Consider the following 23388-nt stretch of genomic DNA (forward strand, 5'->3'; position numbering starts at 1 on the left):
GATGATTATAAAAAATCTGGATGAGCTACTTGCATGACACCTTTGTAGCCTTCTCTTGTCATCCCAGTACCTGCTCAAGTAACTGACACTGGTTCCCTTTATGATGGTGTTATCCGAGTAGCTCATCCAGATTTTTATCAGGAACGTTGATTACTCTTTATTCTTCGCCCTTCCTGCACGTTTACGTTCATTTGGATCGAGGAACTTCTTACGCAAACGTATAGATTTTGGAGTTACTTCTACCAATTCATCATCGTCTATATATGCTATCATATCCTCCAGTGTCATTATTTTTGGTGGAGTAAGCTTTATAGCTTCATCGCTACCTGAAGCTCTTACGTTTGTTAATTGCTTACCTTTAAGTACATTTATTTCTAAATCATTGTCACGACTATGCTGACCGACGATCATGCCACAATATACTTTATCCTGTGGCTTAATAAACATAATTCCCCTATCTTGCAGATTGAAAATTGCATACGCTACTGCTTCACCTTTGTCTGTTGAAATTAAAACCCCATTACGCCTTCCGGAAATTGAACCTTTATGTGGAGCATAACTGTGAAATAAACGGTTGATTATACCAGTGCCGCGAGAATCAGTTAAAAATTCTCCTTGATAGCCAATTAATCCCCTTGATGGCACTAAAAATGTCAACCTAGTTCTGCCACTACCAGAAGGTCTCATGTCAGTTACTTCACCTTTTCGAAAGCTAAGTTTTTCCATGATGATTCCACTATACTCATCATCTACATCAATTACTACTTCCTCTATAGGTTCAAGTTTTTTGCCATCTTCTTCTTTAAACAGCACTCGAGGCCGTGAAACTGAAAGTTCAAAACCTTCCCTTCTCATATTTTCAATCAGTACCCCAAGCTGCAACTCACCACGTCCACCTACTTCAAATGCTTCACCACTTGGAGCCAAAGTTACAGTAATTGCAACGTTTGTTTCTGCTTCTGCATATAAACGATCTTTTATAACAGTTGAGGTAAGTTTTGTTCCCTCTTGACCAGCAAAAGGTGAGTCATTAACGCTTATAGTAATCGCCATTGTTGGCGGGTCAACTGGAGTTGAGCTGATCGCAGTTGTAACTTCTGGTGCTGCTATAGTGTCTGAAACTGAAGCTTTCTCAAGTCCTGCAATGGCAATGATATCACCAGCTACAGCTTGCTCTACTGGAACGCGTTTTAAGCCAGAAAATGAGAGTAACTTAGTTAATCTCCCTCGCTCAACCACTTGACCATCAAGATCAATTACCTTAAGATCTGAGTTAACTTGCGCGATTCCTTGGTAGATCTTTCCTGTCAATATTCTGCCAAGAAATTTATCAGATTCAAGTAAAGTAACTAGCATAGCAAAAGGTGCATTTTGATCATAAACGGAAGGTTTTATGTAATCTATCACCGTTGAAAATAATGGGCTTAAATCTTTTCTCTCATCAGATAGCTCCTTAGCACACCAACCATTTCTACCTGAAGCATAGAGTACTGGAAAATCTAGTTGCTCGTTGGTTGCATCAAGGTTAAAAAATAACTCATATATTTCATTTAGTACTTCATCAATTCTGCTGTCTGGTCGATCAACCTTATTGATTATCACAATCGGTTTTAAATTTGCCTTTAGTGCTTTTGACAACACAAACTTAGTCTGTGGCATTGGACCTTCTGCAGCATCAACCAGTAGTAATACACCATCTGCCATGCAGAGCACCCTTTCCACTTCTCCACCAAAATCCGCATGTCCTGGTGTATCAATGATATTGATTTTCTCATCACCCCACATTATTGACGTACATTTTGCAAGTATTGTAATCCCACGTTCACGTTCTTGATCACCACTATCCATCACTCGTTCTTGAACTTCTTGATTCTCACGAAACGTGCCACTTTGTTTTAACATGTTATCAAGTAAAGTAGTTTTTCCGTGGTCAACGTGTGCAATTATTGCAATATTGCGGATTGATTTAAATTCACTCATTTCTTATCATTTCAAATTTAATTTAATAACAAGTATACGTATAATATATTTAGAGTAAATAACTAAAGCCGTGCTTTCAGAGTATTTTAGGCAGATCATGGAACTCTAACAAAAAGGTTTCATGTTCGCTGTACTTTGTAGCAACTAACACCAAGACAAAGAAGAATCTTGCTTTAGCAGTACATTTATATAAAATTAAAATAAACTAAAGTAATCATTTAAATGCTAACAAGATTCGCTCCAAGCCCAACTGGCTACCTACATGTAGGAAACATACGCACTGCACTCATTTGTTGGATGTACACACGTAATCAAAATGGAAAATTTTTACTACGTTTTGATGATACTGATCTTGAGCGTTCAGATATCAAATATGTAGATAATATCATAGAAGACCTAAAATGGATTGGCATAAATTGGAATTCAAGTTTTAAGCAATCAGAGCGTTTTGAGCGCTATAACGAGGTGTTCTTACAGTTAATGAAAGAAGGTCATATTTATGCATGTTATGAAACAAGAGAAGAATTAGACACTAAACGAAAATTGCAATTAAAACAAGGTCTTCCCCCTATTTACAATAAAGGTGCGTTGCTTTTAACTGAGCAAGAGAAAATTCGTTATGAGCAAGAAGGGCGAAAACCACATTTCAGATTTAAATTGGATAGAAATAAAACTGTAAAATGGAATGATGAAGTTAAAGGCGAAATAAATATTGCAACAATTCATATCAGCGATCCTGTAGTAAAAAGAGAAGATGGAATTTATACGTACATGCTACCTTCTGTTATTGATGACATTGACTTTAATGTAACCCATGTTGTACGTGGGGAAGATCATGTAACTAATACCGCAGTTCAGATTCAAATGATTCAAGCATTAAAAGCGAAAATTCCTATCTTTGCCCACCTTCCCCTACTACACTTTGATGATAGCAAAATATCGAAACGGAAAGGCGGGCTGGATGTCAAGTCCATAAGAGAAGATGAGATTGAACCAATGGCGCTAATTAGCTATTTAGCAAAACTTGGAACATCTGATCCAATAGAAGCTCATGTTGATATGCAGCCTTTAATTGACTCATTTGATATCAAAAAATTTAGCTCAGCATCTTTACAATTCAGCTTGAGTGAAATGTATAAGCTAAATAGCAAAGTGCTGCAACAAATGCCATTTGAAATGGTGCAAGATTGTTTAAGTCAAATTGGTTCAGAGTTTTGGTATTTTATAAGAAACAACATAAACAGGTTTTCTGAGGTGGCCAAATGGTGGCAAGTATGTAAATCCAATATAGAGCCTGTGGTTATTAATAAAGAATTTATAAAAATAGCGCTAAGTACATTACCTCAAGGTGATTGTAATGAAAACACATTATCAGAGTGGGTTAAAAATATTCGACAGACAGTTGATATAAAGGCAAAAGATCTATTTATGCAGTTGCGCCTCGCTTTAACAGGAACAGAAACAGGTCCAAAACTCGCTAAATTATTAATTTTTATCGGTAGAGAGAGCATCGTTGCAAGGTTAGAAGAAAATCATACAAAAGGTTTAAATGCACCGAATGTATTTGAATGACACCAATAAGTATTGTTCAGGAAATGTGCAAATATTAGATTTCTTGTCATTCCAGTTTCTGCTCCTGTCATTCCAGTGCTTGACACTGGAATCCATAATCTCGCCAAAACGTTGTATTTTAAAATAACTTCTATACATATCCCATATTTCTGGATCCCAGTGTCAGCTACTTTCATGACAACATTTAGTTGTTTTTTCTCGTCTACCTTATTTTACTACTCTGCTGAACGAATAACACCAATAGTTAATCTCATGCTGAAAGATCATTTTATGGTCCAAGTCAGTTCTTTTACAGGTCACTTCCAAGCTCATCAAATTTTCTAAGATCTTCTTAAGTTCTGAAAGTTGCAAACTTTTCAAATGAGATTTAAAACTCTGCAATTGTTTGAAGAACAATGGAGGACTCAGCTGGTCAATTGCAGCTTGTTCATTCATTCCATTTTGTATTAACAGCAAAACGCTTTCTAGCCGTAGAAAATAATTTGATATAATACGGATTAATGCTATCGGTGAAAAATTCTCTTGTAATATCAATACATCGGAAATTTTGATGAATTGTCCCATGTCTTTACTCACTATTGCAGAGCACAGATTATCAAGTGTAACATAATCATTGCCGGAGGTTGAAAAGCATAGATCTATATCAGCAAGTTTAAGATCTTTTCTTTTTCCTAGATATAAAACTAATTTTTCAAGCTCTGAATATATAGGCAGTTTGCTATGATTAAAATAAGACTGCAAGTGGTAGATTATCTCACTTGTGCACTCTATATCATTTTGTTTCAAGTAACTTGATATAATATCACAAAGATTACTACCGCTGTCCTTATAGCAGGTAATGACACCGAAAATTTTTGAGCTTTCCATATAACTTTTAGTTGTAGAACTATATGGAAGATCATTTGCTATCATTACTATATAATGATCGCCTATATTATTATCCAATATGTTTCTTAACTCTTTAGATATACTTCCACTGACATTTATCAGCTTAACTAACCTTTTTTTAGTAAACATCGAAATGTTTGCCAACTCGGAAAATAACAAGCCAGGCGACTTATTCACTACTGCAAAATCCATCACCTGAACTGAATACTCATTCAAGTTGGCAATTATTTCCTGTACAAAAATATCGACCTTACTATTGTCACTCCCATGAATTAATACACCACTTAAAGTATCGGGTTTCTCAAGGAATTTTTTAACTTTAGATGGCGTGATTCTCATGCCATCTATATTATATTATCACTACTTGGTGGTACATCATTTGATTGCACATCAGTTTCCAACAATTCTGAGCTTTCTTGATTTGCTGTATTCTGCATATCATCAGACACTTCTTTCTTTCCCGTAACATAATTATAAAAATTTTTTATAGGCTGTCCTATATATCTAGAAAAAAATCCTTCGGCCATATCTTTCACTCCACAAATTAACAATTAGCACATAAAAACAACGTAGCAAAAACTACTTTACGCTCAGATAGTTACACTCATTTGTTAATGAATTATGAACTTCCGAGACCAAAATTAAGTCGATCTACTTAACACCAATCTTATAAAATAAGCAATGATTAAATACACAGCTGCGATAAGTATAATTGCAGGTCCAGTTAATAAGTCAAAACTTGCAGATAATATCAAACCTGATACTCCAGAAATCACAGAAAAAACTGTTGCAACAATAATCATTTGCATTGGAGTTTTTGAAATGAGTCTTGCTGATGCAGCAGGTATTAACAAAAATGCAGCAATGAGTAATATTCCTATTAATTGAGCAGAAATTGCAATAAAGATAGCGAGTATAATCAAAAATTCTAGCCTAACAAAATTAACATTTACTTTCTCAACTGTTGCCAAATCTTGATTAATCGAAATCATCAGCCAATAGCGCCATCTAAATATTAATATCAAAGTAACTATTACGGAGGTTAGAAAAATTGATATTATATTACTTTGGTCAATCATTAATATGTCACCAAAAAGTGAGCTAATAATACTATTATTACCTGATGGAAGAAAAGACATAAGTATTAAACTCGATGATAAAACTACATTGGTAACTATGTTCAATATCGTATCAGCAGAGTATAATTTATTAAAATTAAGAGAAAGTAGTATAGCAAACATAATTGCAATGAGCATTATACTTACTGATGGGCTGATATTAAAGATCAAAGCAAGTGCAATACCAAGCAATGAAGAATGGGACAAACTATCACCCAAATACGATAACCTTTGCCATATCATAAATGACCCTAGAGCTCCTGTGACTAGGCTAATCATAATTACCGCAATTAGACTGTTTATAAAAAAACTCTGTGTAAATATCTCTAACATGCTATCAGATAACTGACAACAAATCTATCTTCAGATATTAAAACGTTATGGGTTCTGCATGCAGAACCCGTCGTCATAAATTCAAAATTTAAATTCTTTTGCTCCATAAGATAAGACTTCATTGAACAATCGCGTATCTTACCAGTACCTATTATCAAAATCTCTATTTCCTCTGTCAAAAAAGATTTAAAATACTCCTTGTTATTTATATCACTTTCTTTCAATTCAATCACCTTTTCAGGAAAAATTATAATTGAGCTATGATATTCTTGATTATTTACCCAAAATCTTTCTTCCCTGTAACCATCTATAAGATTTTTCTTCTTGGAAATTAAGGGCATAAATCAAACTATTAATTCCGTGTCGCACACCCACCATTCTGGATATTCCTTTTTGATATTTGCCGCTGCAGCTTTTGCACTTTCTTCACTATCAAACATTCCAAAACACGCTACACCACTACCTGACATACGAGAAAGTATAGAGCCTTCTTGTGACTCTAGTGTTGATATTACATTCTGAATTTCAGGTACAAGACTTATTGCTGCTTCTTGCAGGTCATTTTTTGTCTCTTTAAGAAGCTCTAACAAATTCTCCTCAGTGTTATCACTCCACTTAATTGGCTGAGAGAAATCCTCTTTATACTTGGAAAATACTTCTGATGTATTCAAAAACTTTTTTTTCGGTTTCACAAGTACCAGACTTGTGGGTAAAGAGCATTGTTTAATGGGGCATAATTCCTCACCAACACCTCTGACAAAAACTGGCTTACTATCTATACTTGCAGGCACATCAGCACCAACGCTTAAAGCTATATCATTTAAAATTTGCCTATCAATGTTCCAAAGCTCTCCTAGCATGCGTATCACAGCTCCAGCATCTGAGGAACCACTACCAAATCCCGCAGCAATTGGTACATTTTTTACAACCTTCACAGTGACTTTAGTGCGTACAGGAGCATGCCTAAGCAGTAGAATCACTGCTTTCGTTATAGTATTATATCGATAATTTATTCTAAACTCAGAATTTACAAATTCAACTGTAGAGTTATCATATCTAAAGTTTTTTTCTCCTACTTTTATCTCTAAAAAATTAGAAAGTTTAGCAAAGACAACCAAACTTTCAATTAAATGATACCCTCTTTCTTCTCTATTTATAATATGTAAAAAAAGATTGATCTTTGCAGGAGCCTTTACACAAAAACTTTCCATCTGTATATCTTCACTAACACTATCTTATTTACTATACTTGAAATGCCACTTCAGTCAAACCTTATACACTCCTAATGAGATCAAATGCCATAAATCCTAACTTCTCTGTATGGGTAAGTGCATCAGCTGGTACAGGTAAAACAAAGATCTTAATAGACAGAGTATTAAGACTTCTATTAGAGAATAAGAGAAATATTCTCTGCTTAACATTTACCAATGCTGCAGCAAATGAAATGGAGGATCGCATTTACAGTACACTTAGTAAGTGGGCAATATGTCCAGAGGGTATATTGGTCGCAGATTTAGAACAATTAGCCCAGTGTGTGACCAGAGAAAATAAAGATTATTTAACAAGAGCAAGAAGGCTTTTTTCTGAACTGGAAAATCTTGGTCTTAATATTCAAACTATACACGCCTTTTGTTACAAATTAATCTCCAGCTTTCCTACAGAAGCTGGTATCGCTCCAAATTGTACGTTGAGCGAATGTAAAGAATTGCATTCCATCGTATTTGAAAAAACGCTTCATAATGAAACTGTGCAGGACGATATAAATATCATTGCAGCTGAAATTGATGAAAACAAGCTGAGTGATTTGCTCTATACCTTATGTATAAAGAGATCAGCTCTAGAAAATAATTTAGGGTATATCAAAGATAAACTAAGTGCCCCAGATAAGATTCACGATTTACAGAGTGAAACGATTGAGCAGATAAAAAGATTAGCTAAAATATTAAGTGAGGGCAGCAAAAGAGATCAGAGTTACAGTGCGATACTTTATGATTGGTGTAATAGCACAAAATCGTCCGTACCAAATGTTGTCATCCCAGTGCTTGACACTGGGATCCAGAAAAAAAGAAATATGGATCCCAGTGTCAAGCACTGGGATGACAACAAGATAGAGAACTTAGCTAAAGTATTTCTCAAATCAGAATCGTACGAAAAAAAGAGCATATCATCCATTATAACAAAGGGTGCTTTGGAAAAATTTGAAGACGTAGAGCAAATGATAGAAAGCATTCAAAATGCATTGTTTACCCATGTAAAGGATATAAATTCTTATCAAATATTCGCAAGAACCAGTAGTTTACTTAGTATATTTAAAGTATATGTTGATCTATATAATAGTGAAAAATCAAAGAATGCACTGCTTGATTATGATGATATCATCAATTTAGCAACAAATCTCCTTAGCAATCCAGGCTATAAAGATTGGATATTGTTTAATCTAGATCAAAAAATAGACCACATTCTTGTTGACGAGGCACAAGACAATAGTATCAGTCAATGGAAAATTATAACAAATCTCTGCAATGAATTTTTTACCGGTGGTGACGAAAAGAGAACTTTATTCGTTGTTGGCGATGTAAAACAATCAATTTACAGATTTCAAGGAGCAAATCCCCATCTATTTAATTACATGCAGCAATATTTTCACACGAAAACCGGTGGCAGAGATTGGGTATCATGTCAACTTGAAAAGTCATTTCGCTCAACTCCAGAAGTTTTGATGCTTGTAGACAGAATATTTAACAATTTTCGTGAAGAAATATCTTTCAATGATAACAAGATAAAACATATTCCATATAGAGAAAACGATCAAGGATACATTGAAATTTGGCCGTTACTGCCAGGATATGAAGAGGAAGAGCAGCAAGCCTTACAAATTCATTTAACACAGAGGAAAGATTATGTAGTAAAGGATCGATTACTTGCTCAGGCAATAGCCCAAAGAATTCACAATTGGTTAAACGAAGGGCGGATTTTAGTCGCCAAAGATCGCCATATAGAACCAAGGGACATTATGATTTTGGTACGGCAACGAAATGCGCTAGTTGACTACATAATAAGTGAACTAAAAAAAGTAAATGTACCAGTTATAGGCCGAGATTATTTTAGAATTATGGATTACATAGCTGTGCAAGACTTAATAGCTTTAGCTGAATTTTTGCTCCTCCAGGCAAATGATCTTGCTCTTGCAAATGTTTTAAAATCACCGCTATTTAACTTCACTGAGGATGATTTATTCAATATTGCATACGATCGTAAAGAACAGTCGTTGTGGGAAAAACTTCAAGATTATCAGGAGATTATCTCTAATGAATTAAACTATCTAATTAATTTATCTCAGACAGAATCCCCCCTTACACTATTCACGCATATATTGCGCACAGGCAAGAAGAAATTTGCTGCAAGGCTAGGTCTTGAGTGCTTCGAGATTCTAGACGAATTTATGAACCTCATATTGCAATTTGAGCACCCATCTCTTCAAGCATTTGTTCAGTGGATCAAAGAAAATAATCCTGAGATTAAAAACGATATGCAATCAGAACTCAATGCTGTACGAATAATGACAATTCATAAATCAAAAGGTCTACAAGCTCCAATAGTGTTTTTAGTTGACACAAATACAGTACCAAGAAACAACGAAAATATTTTGTTTGATGCAACGGAAGCACCTTTTTGGTGTGGCAAAAATAGTAATGCTTATTGTAATCAAGTAAAAAGAGAGAAAAAACTAGAGGATTATAACGAATATTTGCGTTTGCTGTACGTGGCACTTACGCGTGCTGAAGATGAGTTATACATTTTAGGCAAAGAGCCAGTGCAAAAGGGCTCTTGGTATGATCTAGTTATTCAATATGGAGCATTATATGAGAGGAAAAAACTATACTTACAGCCGATATTTAAAGAAAAAGTTGAAGTGCTATGCATGAATGCAAACTACCCTTCTATTTATAAAAAACGTGATTATTTTGATGTTCCAGTGATTTCACCTCCATCAAACCTATCAATTTCATTGCAGCACGTGACTCTGGAACCTGGAGAAAAAAAGCCATTGTCAAGCACTGGGATGACAGATGAGAATGCTGGAATGACAAAAAGGAGCATTGGGATGACAGACAGCTATGCAAGAGGCTTAATAATTCACAGTATATTGCAATATATGCCCCAGATAGAGAAAGACAGGAGAAAAAATTGGGTCAGGAAATATCTTGATAGCATAAACACTAGTGAAGATAAGGATGAAATTTACAGCAAAATATTAACCTTTAATGAAAAATATGATTACCTGTTCGACTTGGAGGGCAAATCAGAAATTCTACTTAGTGGAACAATTGACGGAAAACCAGTATTAGTGCGGCTAGACAGACTGTGCATAACAGAAGACAAAGCAATCATAATTGACTATAAATCACACCATAATGTTTCTATTTCCTCATCAAATGAAATAAAAAAGCAAATGTTGATCTATAAAACCTTAGTGCAAGAAGTCTACCCAGATAAGCAGGTAGAGTGCGTGGTTATTTGGATGGAAGATTTAACCTTACAATCTTTGATCTAAACTCAAATGTTCGTATAGTAGCTACTTGCATTTGTTGTAAACTCACTTTTACTCTATAGTTATCTTTTTACTACCTTATCTATTTTCTGAACTGATTTTCGTATTAGAAAACATCCAATAAGAAGAATTATAAAAGGAATAAACCATAAAATGTAGGTACTAGATTTTACAGGTGGTACAATGATAATTGAATCTCCATAAGAATTTTTTAACTCTGAAACTATTTGCTCGTTAGTATATCCATCACTGATCTTCTTGCGAATTGTCTTACGCATACCATATGCAACTTGAGACTCAGATTCGGATAATAATTCACCAGAGCATACTGGACACTTTATTACTGCAAATAAGCTACTTGCTCGCTCTTCCATGCTTTCGTCTCTTAGTTTATCATCCAAAGTAAAAGCATTTATGCTTAAATGGAATATCAATGTAAAAAGTAAGCTAATTACTATTCTCATTCTTGGTGAATTGAGTGATAAAATCAGTAGTGGATAATTTTCCAATAAAGCCTGAACCTACATTATTGTCGTACTTTATTGAAAATTGAATGTCGTTATTAGTGATTTTTTCTGATAAGGAAGATATTGATTTTTCCAATTTATCTGCAGTCTTTGAATCATTAGTCACAAACGAAATTAATTCTTTATAATTTGATATGGCTACATTGATTTTATCTTCAAATGAAGATGTAACTAAATTGTAATTACTTACCCCACCATTTGCAGCAATAGAAAAGTTATTACTCTCAATCAAAAATTTTTCTATGTTGAAATTAATCTTAGAAGCTGAAATATGGTTTACAAATTCATAATCTAATTTAGCGTCGACACTAAGGTAATTTTCAGGACTTGCAGTATGTTTATAACGGTAAGTATAAAAATCAAATTCTAGTTTAGTATTTTCATTCAGTTCTTTATCAAAGTGAAATTGAATGTAATTACTTTTATCATTCACTTCAGTTATAACACTTTGCTGATTTTCTAAAACATCACATTTTAATCCATAATCTTCGTAACGAAATGTATCTATATAGTCTATTACAGTGCTATTTCTGTTGAATTTTAATGAAGATAGTAAATCATTTAGTTTAACAACAAAGTGGCTACTCACGTGTGTGTGACACTTTATATTCTTTTTCTCATCACTACGGACAGCAATGTTTACTTTATTGCTTGGTATATAGATATATACTGACTTATCAAATAATCTGTTTTTTATCATTAAAGCTTCAGATGAAACAGTTAATTGCTCATTAGAAAATTTTGGATTCGTTACACGAAGAACTAGGTTAAAAGGAAACCCCTTAAAATCATGTGAAATATCAACTTTTTCGTCATTAATGTAATCAGTTAAAAGACTTTTTACCTTAAATGCAGAAAAATACCAAAAACCACTATACGCTAGAGGAATAAACAAAGGTAAGGAGATGAGAATATAGATAAAAATTTTACGCATTATCCTCTTATTTATCTAATGATATATTTCTTGTACCTCTGGGCACGGTTATGCACAAACCGTCAATATCTTTTGTGATTTTTATTTGGCATCCAAGCCTCGATGTCTCTGTTAAACCGAAAGCTAGATCCAGCATGTCATTCTCCTCATCAGATATAGGATTATGTGTTTCTACAACATCATAAAATTTTGGATCAACAATCACATGGCATGTAGAGCAAGCAAGAGAACCTTCACATGCACCTTCAAGCAGATCTGGATCACTTCTATGGGCTAAATTAAGAAGAGTTTCTCCCTCTGTAGCTTCATAACTTTTCTTACTTCCATCAGGTAAAATAAAAGTAATGGATGGCATACTATTAAAATCTCTACTAATTTCTCTATATTCTACAAATAATAACTAATATTTGCAAACTCTTTGTAATTCCATTGCCTATCTCTTGTAATCTGTATTCCTATTAGGACCTATATTTACTATCATATCTCATATAGTATTTCCTATTGCATTTATAATAAATAACAAGTTCGTAAAGATCATTTGGTAGAGCAAAAAAACTCAAAACCCTTTATGAATTTATATGTTCCCAGTATTCCTGAATTATTAATACCAAATCCCTATAATGATACTCTCAAACCATATGTCTGTTAGTACTATGCAAGAAAGCCATCCATGGTTAGCATAACTTACACAAAGCTACAGAAAGAGTTGTGGTATATTTATGATAGTTGAGAAGCTAAAACCGCATGACGTCTGCCGTTAATAACTATTTCACTTATTGCAACTGCTGCAAAAACAAAACAATAATATACTTTTGTCAGTACAGCAATAGGTGAAAGAGAGGCAATGCTGCTTGCTAGCAATATTTGAGAACCATAAGGTAAGATACTTTTTGTGATCGCAGTAAATATTTCTAATAAATACGCACTACGGTGTGGTGCAATGTTATATCTTTGTGCAAGTCTTTTCGCAATATTACTAGTTAATAAAATAGCAACAACATTGCTGGAAACTAAAATAGTAAACATACATGATATTCCTGCAATCATAAGTTCAGCTTGACTTCTTGTGAGATTCACCTCATCGGTGAATTTATCTATCTTTTTCTGACTGTATTCGTACATTAAGTGGCTTAATCCACTACTGAAAAGAATAAATATCATTACCTCATTCATCTTATTAAAACCCCTACATATATCATGAGAATAATCAATAATAGAATAATCAAAAAAAGCTATTCCTAATATTCCAGCAACAACCATATTAACAGCTAATGTTACCAGTGTGTTTATTTCAAATAAACCCATAATTATTAAAGATATATAAGGGATAATTTTGACTATGGATAAATAATTCAGACTTGAGATAGAAACAACTTCTGTACTATTTGAAATTATTACTAGATAAATAAGTATTATAAGACCTGTAACAGATCCTGTCTTGAAAGTGAGTTTTATTTTATCCTTTACTGAAGCTCCTTGTGAAGAAGTAGCAGCAATAGTGGTGTCAGATATCATTGAAAGGTTGCTGCCAAACATAGACCCACCTATCACAGCTCCAACGCCCACCGCACAATCAAAAGCTCCATTTTGTGCTAGATTCACAGCTATTGGTGTTATAAGTGCAATAACTCCGATTGATGTGCCTATTGCACTTGCAATAAACGCAGAAATTAAAAACATTCCAGGAAGTAATAATTGTGCTAGAAGAAAGCAAATAGTTAAGCTAGCAATAACATTTATACTACCAAGCGATTGAGTAACAGTAGAAAATGCCCCAGCAAGGAGAAAAATCAAACACACGGTAAGAGTAGTTTTATTCCCCATACCTTTTATAAGAGTATCAACGCTATGCTGAATTTTGTTTTTATTGAATAGAATAGCAAAAAATAATGCTGGTAATAAGCAAACTAACGGTGAAATTTGATGAAGAGGATTGTCAAGTCCTATAAAGGAAAAATAAGTACCACTACCAAGATATAAGGTTAAAAAAATAATGAGAGGGAGAAATGCAAACACTTGTCGTAATTAAATAAATTGAAAATATACTAGAATAAGCTATTTTAAGCAACTACTAATACAGTGTTTTTCTAATAATTTTGAACATCTTAAGCCATCTACTTTTGAATAAATTCCATTTGCATTTCTTGTATACTATCCTCTATTTGCTTTATTTGTTCTATTAGCCTTTCCTCTAAGTCAAAATTACCGCCCAGCCTTGCTTTAATTTTTTCTTCTTGTAATACATTTAATTCTTTCCGTAATACTATGTTATTCCAGACAGTTTCTGCCGATCTCTTCTCACTTAATTGACTATTTAGTACGCTAGTTTTTTCAAATATAAACTTTATAACACTAGACTCCTGTAGCAGAATTTCTTTATTAAAGTTGCTCTCATTAGTTACCATATTAATTACGCACTGTTGTAATTTTTTCATCTCATTAGTAAATTCGAAATGAGAAAATTGCTCAAAAAATATAGGACGGTTCAAGATTTCAGGAAATTCTACGGCTATACGCAAAATTATGGCCTGATTTTGCTCTGCTTCAATTAGCTCTGGAGATTTATTGTAAAGATACTCACCTTTTGTTGCTTTGCTATTAAAAATCAGCTTTTTAAAGTTTCTTCTTAATTCACTGACCTTATTGTAAAAATAATCTCTATAATACCTTCTAATACTGCTGTTACCGATAGCATTGACATATTTCATGAATTTGTGCTCAAGAATTGAATATTTTTCCGGAGCAAATTTTTCATAATTTTGCAAATTGCTACCAATTATGTGATGCCATAAATATTCAGAGTGCAGTTCTGTTGAGCGGTTAAAAGCGGATAGTACATCTTCCGTCTTATATTCTAGTTCATTGCATATATCGTATGGGTCCTTGTTGCTTGGCAAAGTCACGAACTTCAATGTGTATCCAGGCTCCAGTATCGGTAGAACAAGTTCTGCAATTCGAATAGCAGCATGACATCCAGGACTATCGCCATCCATACAGATAGAAATTTCTTTAGCAAATCTCCATAGATTTTTTATCTGCTCTGCAGAAATTGCGGTACCAAGCGGAGCAACTGTATTGCTAATTCCCGCTTGATGTAGTGCTATTACATCCATATATCCTTCAACAACAAATAGATGCTGTTTTTTGCGTATTTCACTCAAAGCAAAGTTTAATCCATATAAATTTTCTCTTTTCTTAAAGAGCTGACTCTCTGGGCTATTTAAATATTTTGGTTGTTGATCAGAACTCAACGCACGTCCACCAAAGCCAATAACTTTTCCTGCAATGTTCTTTATAGGAAACATGAGTCGATCATAGAAATAATCACGAGAATTTCTATTTATCAACCCAACATTAGCCAAAATTTTGTCTTCAATACCTGAAGAGTTCAAATATTCTCTCAAACCAGAGCTTGGTGCATAACCTATTCTAAATTTATCTATGATTTTGAGTGAAATCTTGCGTTGCTTTAAATAACCTACAACTCCCTGATTTTTTTGTGTAAACCAATTTGCAGCTAAATTCAGTGCTGAAAACAGTTTGTCATTTTCTTTAGCAAAGCTGAGGTTTGTGGGTAACTCAACACCTGCAACAGATGCCAATTTTTCCAACGCTTCCTTAAAACTTAAGCCCTCAGTTTGTGAAATAAATTCAAACGCATCACCATGAGCTGAGCAACCGAAACAGTAATATAAGCCCTTAACATTGCTGACCGAAAAAGATGGAGTTTTTTCGTTATGAAATGGGCAGAGTCCAACAAAACTATCTCCTCTTTTTATTAACCTAACTTTTTTTCCTACTATGTCGGACAACAATAATTTTGACTTTATAATATCTATATGATCCATTTTACCGAATTAGTAGTGGTAGGATAAAAATTATATAGAATTTATGCATATCTGACTCGAAATTTATTCAGAAAGATCAGGAGAGCTTGACAAAAAGCTCAAAATAAATTACCCATATAAATACCCTTAAGTTGCAATTTCTTATATGTCAGATGTGATATCAGTTGCTTCAGACCACGCAGGTTATGAACTAAAATCAGAAATAAAGGCTTACTTGGAAACTTTAGATTATACAGTGATAGACCGTGGATGCACTGCTGAACAAAAGAGTGTAGACTACCCTGACTATGCTGCTGAAGTTGTAGAAGATATAACAAACAAAAAAGCAAATTATGGAATATTAATTTGCGGTACAGGTTTGGGCATGAGTACTGTGGCAAATCGTTTTGAAGGAATCTATGCTGCTTTATGTAATAGTGTTGAGATCGCAAAATTAGCTCGCGAGCATGGCAACGCGAATATACTTTGTCTTGGTGCAGGGTTTACTGCGAGTGGATTAGCAAAAGACATAGTCAAACAATTCCTCGAAACAGAATTTTCAAAAGAAAGTAGACATAAAGAACGCCTTGATAAACTTAGCAATATTAGCAAGAAAAAAAACACAAAAACTTATAACGAAGATGAAATATCAAAATTCGCTAAAATAGCAGGTGAATGGTGGAATGAGAATGGCAAATTCAAGCCATTGCACATGATGAATCCTGTGAGAGTATCATACATCGTTGAGAAAATAAAAGAATTAAAAAAATGCGATTTAAAAGAACTATCATTGCTCGATGTTGGTTGTGGTGGTGGCATTTTGTCAGAGTCAATGGCGCGTATTGGTATTAGCGTTGCGGGAATAGATGTATGTGAGGAAAACATAAAAGTGGCACAGTCGCATGCGAAGAAAGTAGGGTTAAATATAGAATACACACACACTAGCATTGAAGAGCTAAGCAATGACAAGAAGTATGACGTGGTTTTGTTGATGGAAGTGGTTGAACATGTCGATAATTTAGAGTTTTTCATGAAAAAAGCAATAGAGCTGTTGAAGCCAGAAGGGCTAATTTTTATATCGACGATAAATAGAACTATTAAATCCTTCTGTCTTGCAATAGTCGGAGCAGAGTACATATTAAACTGGCTGCCAAAAGGCACACATAATTGGAATAAATTTCTCAAGCCATCAGAAATTGCAAATCATCTAAGGGAAAACAATGTAACACTACAAGATATGACTGGTATGGAATATAATGTAATAAAGCGTGAATGGAACTTGACCAAAGGTGTGGATGTTAATTATATACTTTGTGGAAACGTTGTAATTTGAAATCTCATTCAAGTACTAGAAGGTAATGCAAATATTTTAGGCAGTTTTACTTTACTTAGCAGCTAATTTATCATATGTATTTCCATAGGATATCGCTATATTAGAATATGTTACAATTACTAACCTTACTTGCTGTTATCACTTCGATTGTATTTTTTGGTCATCTAGTTCCAATGGAAGTGAAAGCCTTCTTGTATTCAATAAGCCTTAGTATAAAAGAGATCTTACTATTTATAATGCCTTTTATTGTTTTTGCATTAATCTTTAGTAGTGTTAACAATCTTAAGCAGTCGGCTATAAAGTTTATATTGTTACTTATTATAACGATTTTCTTGTCGAATCTAGCTTCAAGTTTAATAGCTTATTCTGTTGGGCATTTCATCACACAAAACACTTATTCAATACAAGATATAACATATGAAGAAACAATTGTTCCTTTATGGTCATTTAGGATACCTGCATTGCTTTCTAATTTTTATGCCCTTGCTTGTGGATTTGTGTTAAGCATATTAGTGTCCACAATATTACCAAAAAAAAGCAAAGAGCTCTCGAACAAAATGTCAGATTTAACTCTCTTTATTTTGAAGACATTTTTGATGCCAATTATTCCAATGTTTGTACTTGGTCTTGCTTTAAAAATGGAACATGATCAGGTTTTACCCACAATATTTAAGGATTACTCAATAATTTTTATTATTATATCATCTGCAACCTACCTTTATGTTTTTCTCTTATATGGAGCAGCAAATTCATTTAAGATCACAAGTTGGATAGCTAGTATAGGCAATATGATACCTTCATTTATTACTTCAATGAGCACAATGTCTAGTAATATAGCTATGCCGCTTACTCTTGAAGGAAGCAAAAAAAATGTAAAGCAGCATGATATAGTATCGTCTGTTGTGCCAATAACTGCTAGCTTTCATTTAGTAGGTGATTGCTTTTTTATTATAATACTATCAATGATAATGACTTTTGGTGGTGCATTGTCTGCAACAGACTATGTGACTTTCCTTCTCTACTTTCTGTTATTTAAATTTGCTATTGTTGCAGTTCCAGCGGGAGGGATTATGGTAATGTTGCCTGTTCTTGAGAAGTATCTTAAATTCTCCCCAGAGATGCTTTCATTAATTACAGCATTGTATATAGTGTTTGACCCAGTAATAACTTCAGCAAATGTTATGGGTAACGGTGCGTTCACTATGATGTTTACAAAGCTCTATGATAAGCTTAAGTGATGTCCATTCTAGCAATTAATACTGTAGGTGCTGGTAGTTCAATAGCAGTAATTGATTACGATGGTAATTGTTTTGTAGAACGCAATTCTGCAAACAATAGTCATGCAGAATCATTTTTTCAAATACTCAATACTTTGTTTGATAAGCATAATTACAGCTACGATAAAATAGACCATTTAGCAGTGATAGTTGGACCAGGAAGTTTTACTGGAATCAGAGTTGGTATATCAACTGCACAAGGTATAAATCTTGCTACAAATAAGCCGTTATATGGGGTTAGTGCGCTGGAAGCTCAAGCATATGCAATATCGCTACTTTGTACAAATAGCAAAAAAAATATTAAAGCTATAATCGAAGATGATCAAAAGTTTTATACGCAGTTATTTGATTTCAATTTGTTACCGCTATCAAATCCTGCTGTAGTAAGTGAACTCCAGCCTGAAACGCACTGCATTACATATATGGATTGCAGTTTACCAAAGTTGGATGCTAGCCATGCAGGGCTATTAGTCCGTTATAGACTAAAAAATAAACAAAAATTAAATGGAGTTGAGGCTCTATATTTAAATGAGCCTCAGTATATGAAATCGTTGCCTATTGCGTAAACACTATTAATTTGGCCAAGTTTGTACATCTGACTTACTATTTCTTCTGCTACTTCTTTTATACTCATATTTGAATTTTCTACCTCTATAGCATTTTGTGGTACAAATAAATCTTCCTCCCTAAATTTAATACTATTTATATTAGTAACCTTCCTATTTTTTCTTTGCTTTTTTGATATAGTACGCTCTTGTAATATCAATGGATTGCACCTAAGTACTATAGGGAGGATTTTTGTGCTCATTTTTTTACTAAGTTCTACTACTGAGTTATATATTCTTATGTTGTAATCATTATTTTTAATTAATTCATCAACAAATATATAATTTTTTGAGTCAATAGGATAGGCTTCTATTGCCTGAAACATAACATGTGTAGTGTTATATATTCTATCTCGAGCTTCTTTGGAAGTTTGATTATATTCAAGTCCACTTACAATTACTGCATTTATCATACTAGATAATACTATTGCTGTAGAAAGTTTACCACTTCCTGGAAGACCAGTGATATATATGAAAAATTTTGTTAGCTGTTTTTTTATGTCAACGTTTATCATATTATTTTTAATATTAAAACCTACAATTATAATAACATAAAAACAAGGCTTTAAAACATATGAAATATTACATAAAAAGTCGTTTTTATAGTTAAAATACTATGTAATCTAGAAATGTAAACTCTAATCACCTAAGGCAAGTTATTTTAACGTAGGTTCACCTTTTAGTTTGTAATAAACTTTTTTTTACGTATAAATCTTTAGAAAATTTTAGTCAAGAGCTATGTTATTAACAAATAGTGAGTTGAAAAGAGACCTAGTTAACGCCTATCAAATTTTATCTTATCTTAAATTAGATGATCATACGTATACTCATCTCTCTGTACGTTCTGAAGATAAAAAATCATTTTATGTTTATCCTTTTGGTATACGTTTTTATGAAGTAGATGAAAGTTCATTGATGAAAGTATCGTTTGATGGGAATATAATTGAAGGCAAAGAATATCAATATAATAAAACTGGCTATGTAATCCATGGCTTCATTTATCAAGCAAGGAAAGATATTCAAGCAATTTTTCATCTACATACACCTTCTATTGTAGCAGTTTCTTCTCTCAAGGATGGATTACTCCCAATAAGTCAGTGGGCGCTGCACTTTTATAATAAGTTATCTTACCATGATTATAATTCCCTGGCACTTGATGATACAGAAGGAAAAAGATTAATAGCTGATTTGAAAGAAAATTTTGTGATGTTAATGCACAATCATGGATCTATAACATGTGGTCAGACTATACAAGAAGCAATGTTTTATACGTATCACTTAGAACAAGCTTGTAAAACTCAATGCCTGACGCTAGCAATGAATAGGGAGTTGTCAATTCCAAGTGAAGAAATTTGCTCAAAAGCCGTAAAGGATCTTCTGTCTTTCGAAAGCAATCTTGGTGAGAGAGATTGGCACGCATGGGTTAGGTTGATTAAAGGTAAGTTATAAAAGTTTCTGACTCTTCGATAGATATTAGATTTCTTGCATAACCAGCCAGTCTGAAATCCAATAATGGTTTCACACGCTGTAACTCTTCAATTCATGTAAGAAGTTTAATGTCTCCATCTCTACTTAAGTTAACACCCTTAACTAAGCAGATACAAGTAAATAACTAGTAAGTTTTTTCAATCCTGCTCCACAGCAAATTTTAATGCTATGTGAGTAGTTATAGTGCTGTTAACAATTAAAATGACAAAAATTAAGATGGTGATTAGTAGTGTATAAATATTCAAGGATAAATTTTCAAATTGAGTTAGCAATTTGAAATATACAAAAGTTGGCATTATCATTGGCAAAACAAGAATTTGCGACACTCCTGATGCTAAGTTATTTCGACCAATCATCAATGCATTTCCAGTAGCTGAAATATTAATGATTATCAGCGTATTAAATAATAAAGACACTCCAACTGCTATTGAATGTTCAATATTATTGCCTAGAATTGCAAAGCTGAACATGAAAGAAATCACTGAAATCGGTAACCCAAATAACAACCAGTGAGCGAAGATTTTATAAGCAACTATCAGCCTAGAAGAGAGTGGCTGTAAAAAGATTTGCTCTAATATTCCATCATGATAATCAGATGTAAATAAATTATTTGTAGAGATCTGCAAAACAAATGTAGCACATATCCATGTTAATGTTAATATGATTTCTTGTTTACTGTTGTTTTCAAGTGTATATGAAGATAAACTTAACATTATAATAAAAATACATACTATATAAGTAAGATTATTATCATTTATTACTAATTTTTTTACCAAACTAATCATACCAGGATTTTAAATGTTTATTATAAATTATAGTGTTTACTTTGAGGGTAGTATAATTTTTTGTGTTTACAAGTTATATAAGTTTTAATATATTTTATTGATAATGCTATGGAAAAATTAATAAAAATAAAGTTACCGGAAGATTACGTTCCTTCAGAAAATGAAGAATATATGAACGTAAAACAACTGGAATACTTTAGCTTAAAGTTACAATCAATACTCTCTGAACTGGAGAAACAAGATCTAGAAGATAGTAGTATTTATTCTGATAGTGAAAATGGAGAATTAATTAAGCGCCGAAAAGATAGAAAAGAAAAAATTAAGGAGGCGTTGGAAAAAATAAAATTAGGCATTTATGGTTACTGCGATGGAACGGGAGAAGAAATAGGAGTCGAAAGACTTAAAGCTAATCCGCTTGCTATGTATTGTATTGAAGAACAAGAGAGAATAGAAAAAGAAAAGAACGTGTATAACATTAATGATTAGAACTTGTCAGGGAATTGATAAACTCAAGCATATTTCTCTCCTTAACATAACTCTACTCATAGCCAGATATATGAAATTTTCAGTGAGTAAATCTTATTCTTTCGATAGTCTTCTATTCCTAAAGCAAAAGTCCTTTCTACAACCCACCTTCTTGGCTGTACTTTAAATCCCTCATTGGTAGTAGCTAAGGCGGTGTGTCTTTGTTGACTTAGAACCTACATGAAGGCCTTTTGACAATCTCAATATCCATACCATATTCTTCCTTTATATGATTTTTTAAATCTTCTCCTTGGTATCCCATCACATTTTTTTAACTATAGTATATTTTTTTCTTACTTTCCTGTATGATACTCTGGAATAGCTTTCTATTCTTGTCCATTCCCTTTGACTTAGGTCTGCTGGATGCTTTTTTCTCATCTTTACCCAGTACTAAAACTTTAGGTATTATAGCCTTTTACTAATCCCTGGACAAGCTCTAGCTTCGGTAAACTCAGTAGAAGGTTCTTTTGCAAAAAATGCAGCATGTACAGCATTTTTAATAAAAAAACATGCAGCAAGTGCAAATATTGCTGTCGGTACATAGCGCAAAGGAGAAGCTATACTAAAAAGTAGCAGAAGCGACGATTAAGCAACAACAAGTCAGTATTGCTTGATCACGTAGATAACGTCTATCAACTCCACCGTATTCAGCCATCAACCCTTTAACTTTATCATTGCTACCGTATGGCAGAGTAAGCGTTTTAATCAAATTCATTACACCATTATTAGTGAAATATGGAGCACACTCTATAACTCTGGAGCCATTAACCTTCTGATTAGGATCTGCACCATACTTTAGAAGCAACTCTAAATATTTTTCGCGTTTATCGTTGTCACAATTGATTGCTTGATATAATGGACCTCGACCATTTTCATCTAACATATTAGGATTAGCACCATATTTCAAAAGTATTTCCATAGTATGATCATCATCACACAAAAACGCTTCAAACAACGGATTTTTACCATTTCTATCTACCATATTAGGGTCAGCACCATATTGTAACAATAACTCTACAATTCTGCTGTCGTTGAGAACCATATAATAGCATAACGAAGCTTCATTATTATTGAGTAGCCTTATGTTAGGGTCAGCAACATTTTCTAAAAGAAGTCTCAAAATACTATAATCTCTTGAATTTTTGGCTTGCATTAAATCAATAGATAATGGAAAGTAAATACAAATAAGTTCTTCATTGATGTAATCACCAAATCTTCCATCTTTACTGCTTTTGAATTTGGAAAAAAGCTTTTCAAGAAACTTTATATCCTGATTATATAGAGCTCTATATAAGTAAAACCTCAAATCTCCAGGTGAATTAATTTCATTTAAATTTTCGTCAGTTAGATTTTTAACCCCTTCTATATTTTCCTTAGTGAGAAATTCATATGCAGTACCTAGCTTTTTAAATTTCTCCTCATTTTGTTTCTTTACAGCTTCTGAATGTTTATCAGGATGATATTTCAAGGCTAATTTTCTATACGCTGATTTAATTTCTTGTTCACTGGGCACATCGCTTGATTCAAAACCTAATATTTTTAAAGCTTCCTTTCTACTTACAATAAATTCCCCACTGAAATATGTTAAATTAAACGTAACCCAAAATTTCAAAAAGTAAAGCCTTTATGTCAAATTGCATCTAT

22 protein-coding genes and 1 pseudogene are annotated in these 23388 nt (G+C 33.3%); 7 read left to right on the forward strand and 16 right to left on the reverse strand.

What is annotated here, in order from left to right; translation table 11 throughout:
- Positions 1-150 precede the first annotated feature (150 nt).
- A complete protein-coding gene (gene typA, locus M1L26_RS02775) occupies positions 151-1980 on the reverse strand; it encodes a translational GTPase TypA (RefSeq protein WP_211908041.1) in 1830 nt (609 codons plus the stop codon).
- Between the two features lie 222 nt (positions 1981-2202).
- Here typA and gltX point away from each other — a divergent pair, with 222 nt between their 5' ends.
- A complete protein-coding gene (gltX, locus tag M1L26_RS02780; protein WP_250120384.1) occupies positions 2203-3552 on the forward strand; it encodes a glutamate--tRNA ligase in 1350 nt (449 codons plus the stop codon).
- Here the strand turns inward: gltX and M1L26_RS02785 are convergent.
- The 6 genes from M1L26_RS02785 to M1L26_RS02810 form a co-directional block, all read right to left on the reverse strand.
- Positions 3513-3728 carry a hypothetical protein gene (locus M1L26_RS02785; RefSeq protein ID WP_250120385.1) on the reverse strand — a complete coding sequence of 72 codons (216 nt, stop codon included), beginning with the start codon at positions 3726-3728 and terminating at the stop codon, positions 3513-3515. The two genes, gltX and M1L26_RS02785, sit on opposite strands and share 40 nt — an antisense overlap.
- 31 nt (positions 3729-3759) lie before the next feature.
- The gene (gene holA, locus M1L26_RS02790; RefSeq protein WP_211908039.1) at positions 3760-4779 is read right to left on the reverse strand and encodes a DNA polymerase III subunit delta; all 1020 of its coding nucleotides are present in this window, start codon (positions 4777-4779) and stop codon (positions 3760-3762) included.
- A 5-nt stretch (positions 4780-4784) separates the two neighbouring features.
- Positions 4785-4967, reverse strand: coding sequence for a hypothetical protein (locus M1L26_RS02795; protein WP_015588477.1), 183 nt, complete (start codon positions 4965-4967; stop codon positions 4785-4787).
- A 114-nt stretch (positions 4968-5081) separates the two neighbouring features.
- On the reverse strand, positions 5082-5891 hold the full coding sequence (locus M1L26_RS02800) for a metal ABC transporter permease (RefSeq protein ID WP_015588476.1): 810 nt from the start codon (positions 5889-5891) through the stop codon (positions 5082-5084).
- Complete coding sequence (locus M1L26_RS02805; RefSeq protein WP_211908037.1) at positions 5885-6232, reverse strand: Mth938-like domain-containing protein; 348 nt, start codon at positions 6230-6232, stop codon at positions 5885-5887. Before M1L26_RS02805 ends, M1L26_RS02800 begins: the two co-directional genes overlap by 7 nt.
- Positions 6233-6235: 3 nt before the next feature.
- Positions 6236-7102 (reverse strand): 4-(cytidine 5'-diphospho)-2-C-methyl-D-erythritol kinase, encoded by an 867-nt coding sequence (locus M1L26_RS02810; protein ID WP_211908036.1) that lies wholly within the window; start codon positions 7100-7102, stop codon positions 6236-6238.
- Positions 7103-7176: 74 nt separating this feature from the next.
- Between M1L26_RS02810 and M1L26_RS02815 the strand changes: the two genes are divergently transcribed.
- Complete coding sequence (locus M1L26_RS02815) at positions 7177-10446, forward strand: UvrD-helicase domain-containing protein (protein ID WP_250120386.1); 3270 nt, start codon at positions 7177-7179, stop codon at positions 10444-10446.
- Between the two features lie 59 nt (positions 10447-10505).
- Here M1L26_RS02815 and M1L26_RS02820 read toward each other — a convergent pair whose 3' ends face one another.
- The 5 genes from M1L26_RS02820 to dnaG form a co-directional block, all read right to left on the reverse strand.
- A complete protein-coding gene (locus M1L26_RS02820; protein ID WP_010401557.1) occupies positions 10506-10907 on the reverse strand; it encodes a cytochrome c-type biogenesis protein in 402 nt (133 codons plus the stop codon).
- The gene (locus M1L26_RS02825; RefSeq protein WP_250120387.1) at positions 10891-11904 is read right to left on the reverse strand and encodes a hypothetical protein; all 1014 of its coding nucleotides are present in this window, start codon (positions 11902-11904) and stop codon (positions 10891-10893) included. The genes M1L26_RS02820 and M1L26_RS02825 overlap by 17 nt, the downstream gene beginning before the upstream one ends.
- A gap of 7 nt (positions 11905-11911) precedes the next feature.
- Entirely contained in the window at positions 11912-12259 is a 348-nt protein-coding gene (locus M1L26_RS02830; protein ID WP_211908032.1) for a ferredoxin family 2Fe-2S iron-sulfur cluster binding protein, read from the reverse strand.
- Between the two features lie 362 nt (positions 12260-12621).
- The gene (locus M1L26_RS02835) at positions 12622-13920 is read right to left on the reverse strand and encodes a Na+/H+ antiporter NhaC family protein (RefSeq protein ID WP_250120388.1); all 1299 of its coding nucleotides are present in this window, start codon (positions 13918-13920) and stop codon (positions 12622-12624) included.
- 98 nt (positions 13921-14018) lie between these two features.
- The gene (gene dnaG, locus M1L26_RS02840; protein WP_211908030.1) at positions 14019-15752 is read right to left on the reverse strand and encodes a DNA primase; all 1734 of its coding nucleotides are present in this window, start codon (positions 15750-15752) and stop codon (positions 14019-14021) included.
- 145 nt (positions 15753-15897) lie between these two features.
- Between dnaG and ubiG the strand changes: the two genes are divergently transcribed.
- From ubiG to tsaB, 3 genes are all read left to right on the forward strand, one after another.
- Positions 15898-17064 (forward strand): bifunctional 2-polyprenyl-6-hydroxyphenol methylase/3-demethylubiquinol 3-O-methyltransferase UbiG, encoded by a 1167-nt coding sequence (gene ubiG, locus M1L26_RS02845; RefSeq protein ID WP_211908029.1) that lies wholly within the window; start codon positions 15898-15900, stop codon positions 17062-17064.
- A 107-nt stretch (positions 17065-17171) separates the two neighbouring features.
- Positions 17172-18302: a cation:dicarboxylate symporter family transporter gene (locus tag M1L26_RS02850; RefSeq protein ID WP_250120389.1), complete on the forward strand. Its 1131-nt coding sequence runs from the start codon at positions 17172-17174 to the stop codon at positions 18300-18302.
- Complete coding sequence (gene tsaB, locus M1L26_RS02855; RefSeq protein WP_007302675.1) at positions 18302-18907, forward strand: tRNA (adenosine(37)-N6)-threonylcarbamoyltransferase complex dimerization subunit type 1 TsaB; 606 nt, start codon at positions 18302-18304, stop codon at positions 18905-18907. Before M1L26_RS02850 ends, tsaB begins: the two co-directional genes overlap by 1 nt.
- Here tsaB and M1L26_RS02860 read toward each other — a convergent pair.
- Positions 18877-19461 (reverse strand): adenylate kinase family protein, encoded by a 585-nt coding sequence (locus M1L26_RS02860; RefSeq protein ID WP_250120390.1) that lies wholly within the window; start codon positions 19459-19461, stop codon positions 18877-18879. The two genes, tsaB and M1L26_RS02860, sit on opposite strands and share 31 nt — an antisense overlap.
- 223 nt (positions 19462-19684) lie before the next feature.
- On the opposite strand from M1L26_RS02860, the gene M1L26_RS02865 reads away from it, so the two are divergent.
- A complete protein-coding gene (locus tag M1L26_RS02865) occupies positions 19685-20395 on the forward strand; it encodes a class II aldolase/adducin family protein (RefSeq protein WP_250120391.1) in 711 nt (236 codons plus the stop codon).
- A 176-nt stretch (positions 20396-20571) separates the two neighbouring features.
- On the opposite strand, the gene M1L26_RS02870 is transcribed toward M1L26_RS02865, so the two are convergent.
- The gene (locus M1L26_RS02870; protein ID WP_211908024.1) at positions 20572-21219 is read right to left on the reverse strand and encodes a heme exporter protein CcmB; all 648 of its coding nucleotides are present in this window, start codon (positions 21217-21219) and stop codon (positions 20572-20574) included.
- Positions 21220-21327: 108 nt separating this feature from the next.
- Between M1L26_RS02870 and M1L26_RS02875 the strand changes: the two genes are divergently transcribed.
- On the forward strand, positions 21328-21705 hold the full coding sequence (locus tag M1L26_RS02875) for a TraR/DksA family transcriptional regulator (protein ID WP_007302671.1): 378 nt from the start codon (positions 21328-21330) through the stop codon (positions 21703-21705).
- Between the two features lie 6 nt (positions 21706-21711).
- On the opposite strand, the pseudogene M1L26_RS02880 reads toward M1L26_RS02875, so the two are convergent.
- Positions 21712-22038 (reverse strand): annotated as a pseudogene (locus M1L26_RS02880) (IS5-like element ISWpi1 family transposase); the annotation flags it as partial.
- A 268-nt stretch (positions 22039-22306) separates the two neighbouring features.
- Positions 22307-23356 (reverse strand): ankyrin repeat domain-containing protein, encoded by a 1050-nt coding sequence (locus tag M1L26_RS02885; protein WP_370107311.1) that lies wholly within the window; start codon positions 23354-23356, stop codon positions 22307-22309.
- Positions 23357-23388: the final 32 nt, after the last annotated feature.

The organism is Wolbachia endosymbiont of Ostrinia scapulalis, from assembly GCF_023559145.1.
GTDB lineage: Bacteria > Pseudomonadota > Alphaproteobacteria > Rickettsiales > Anaplasmataceae > Wolbachia.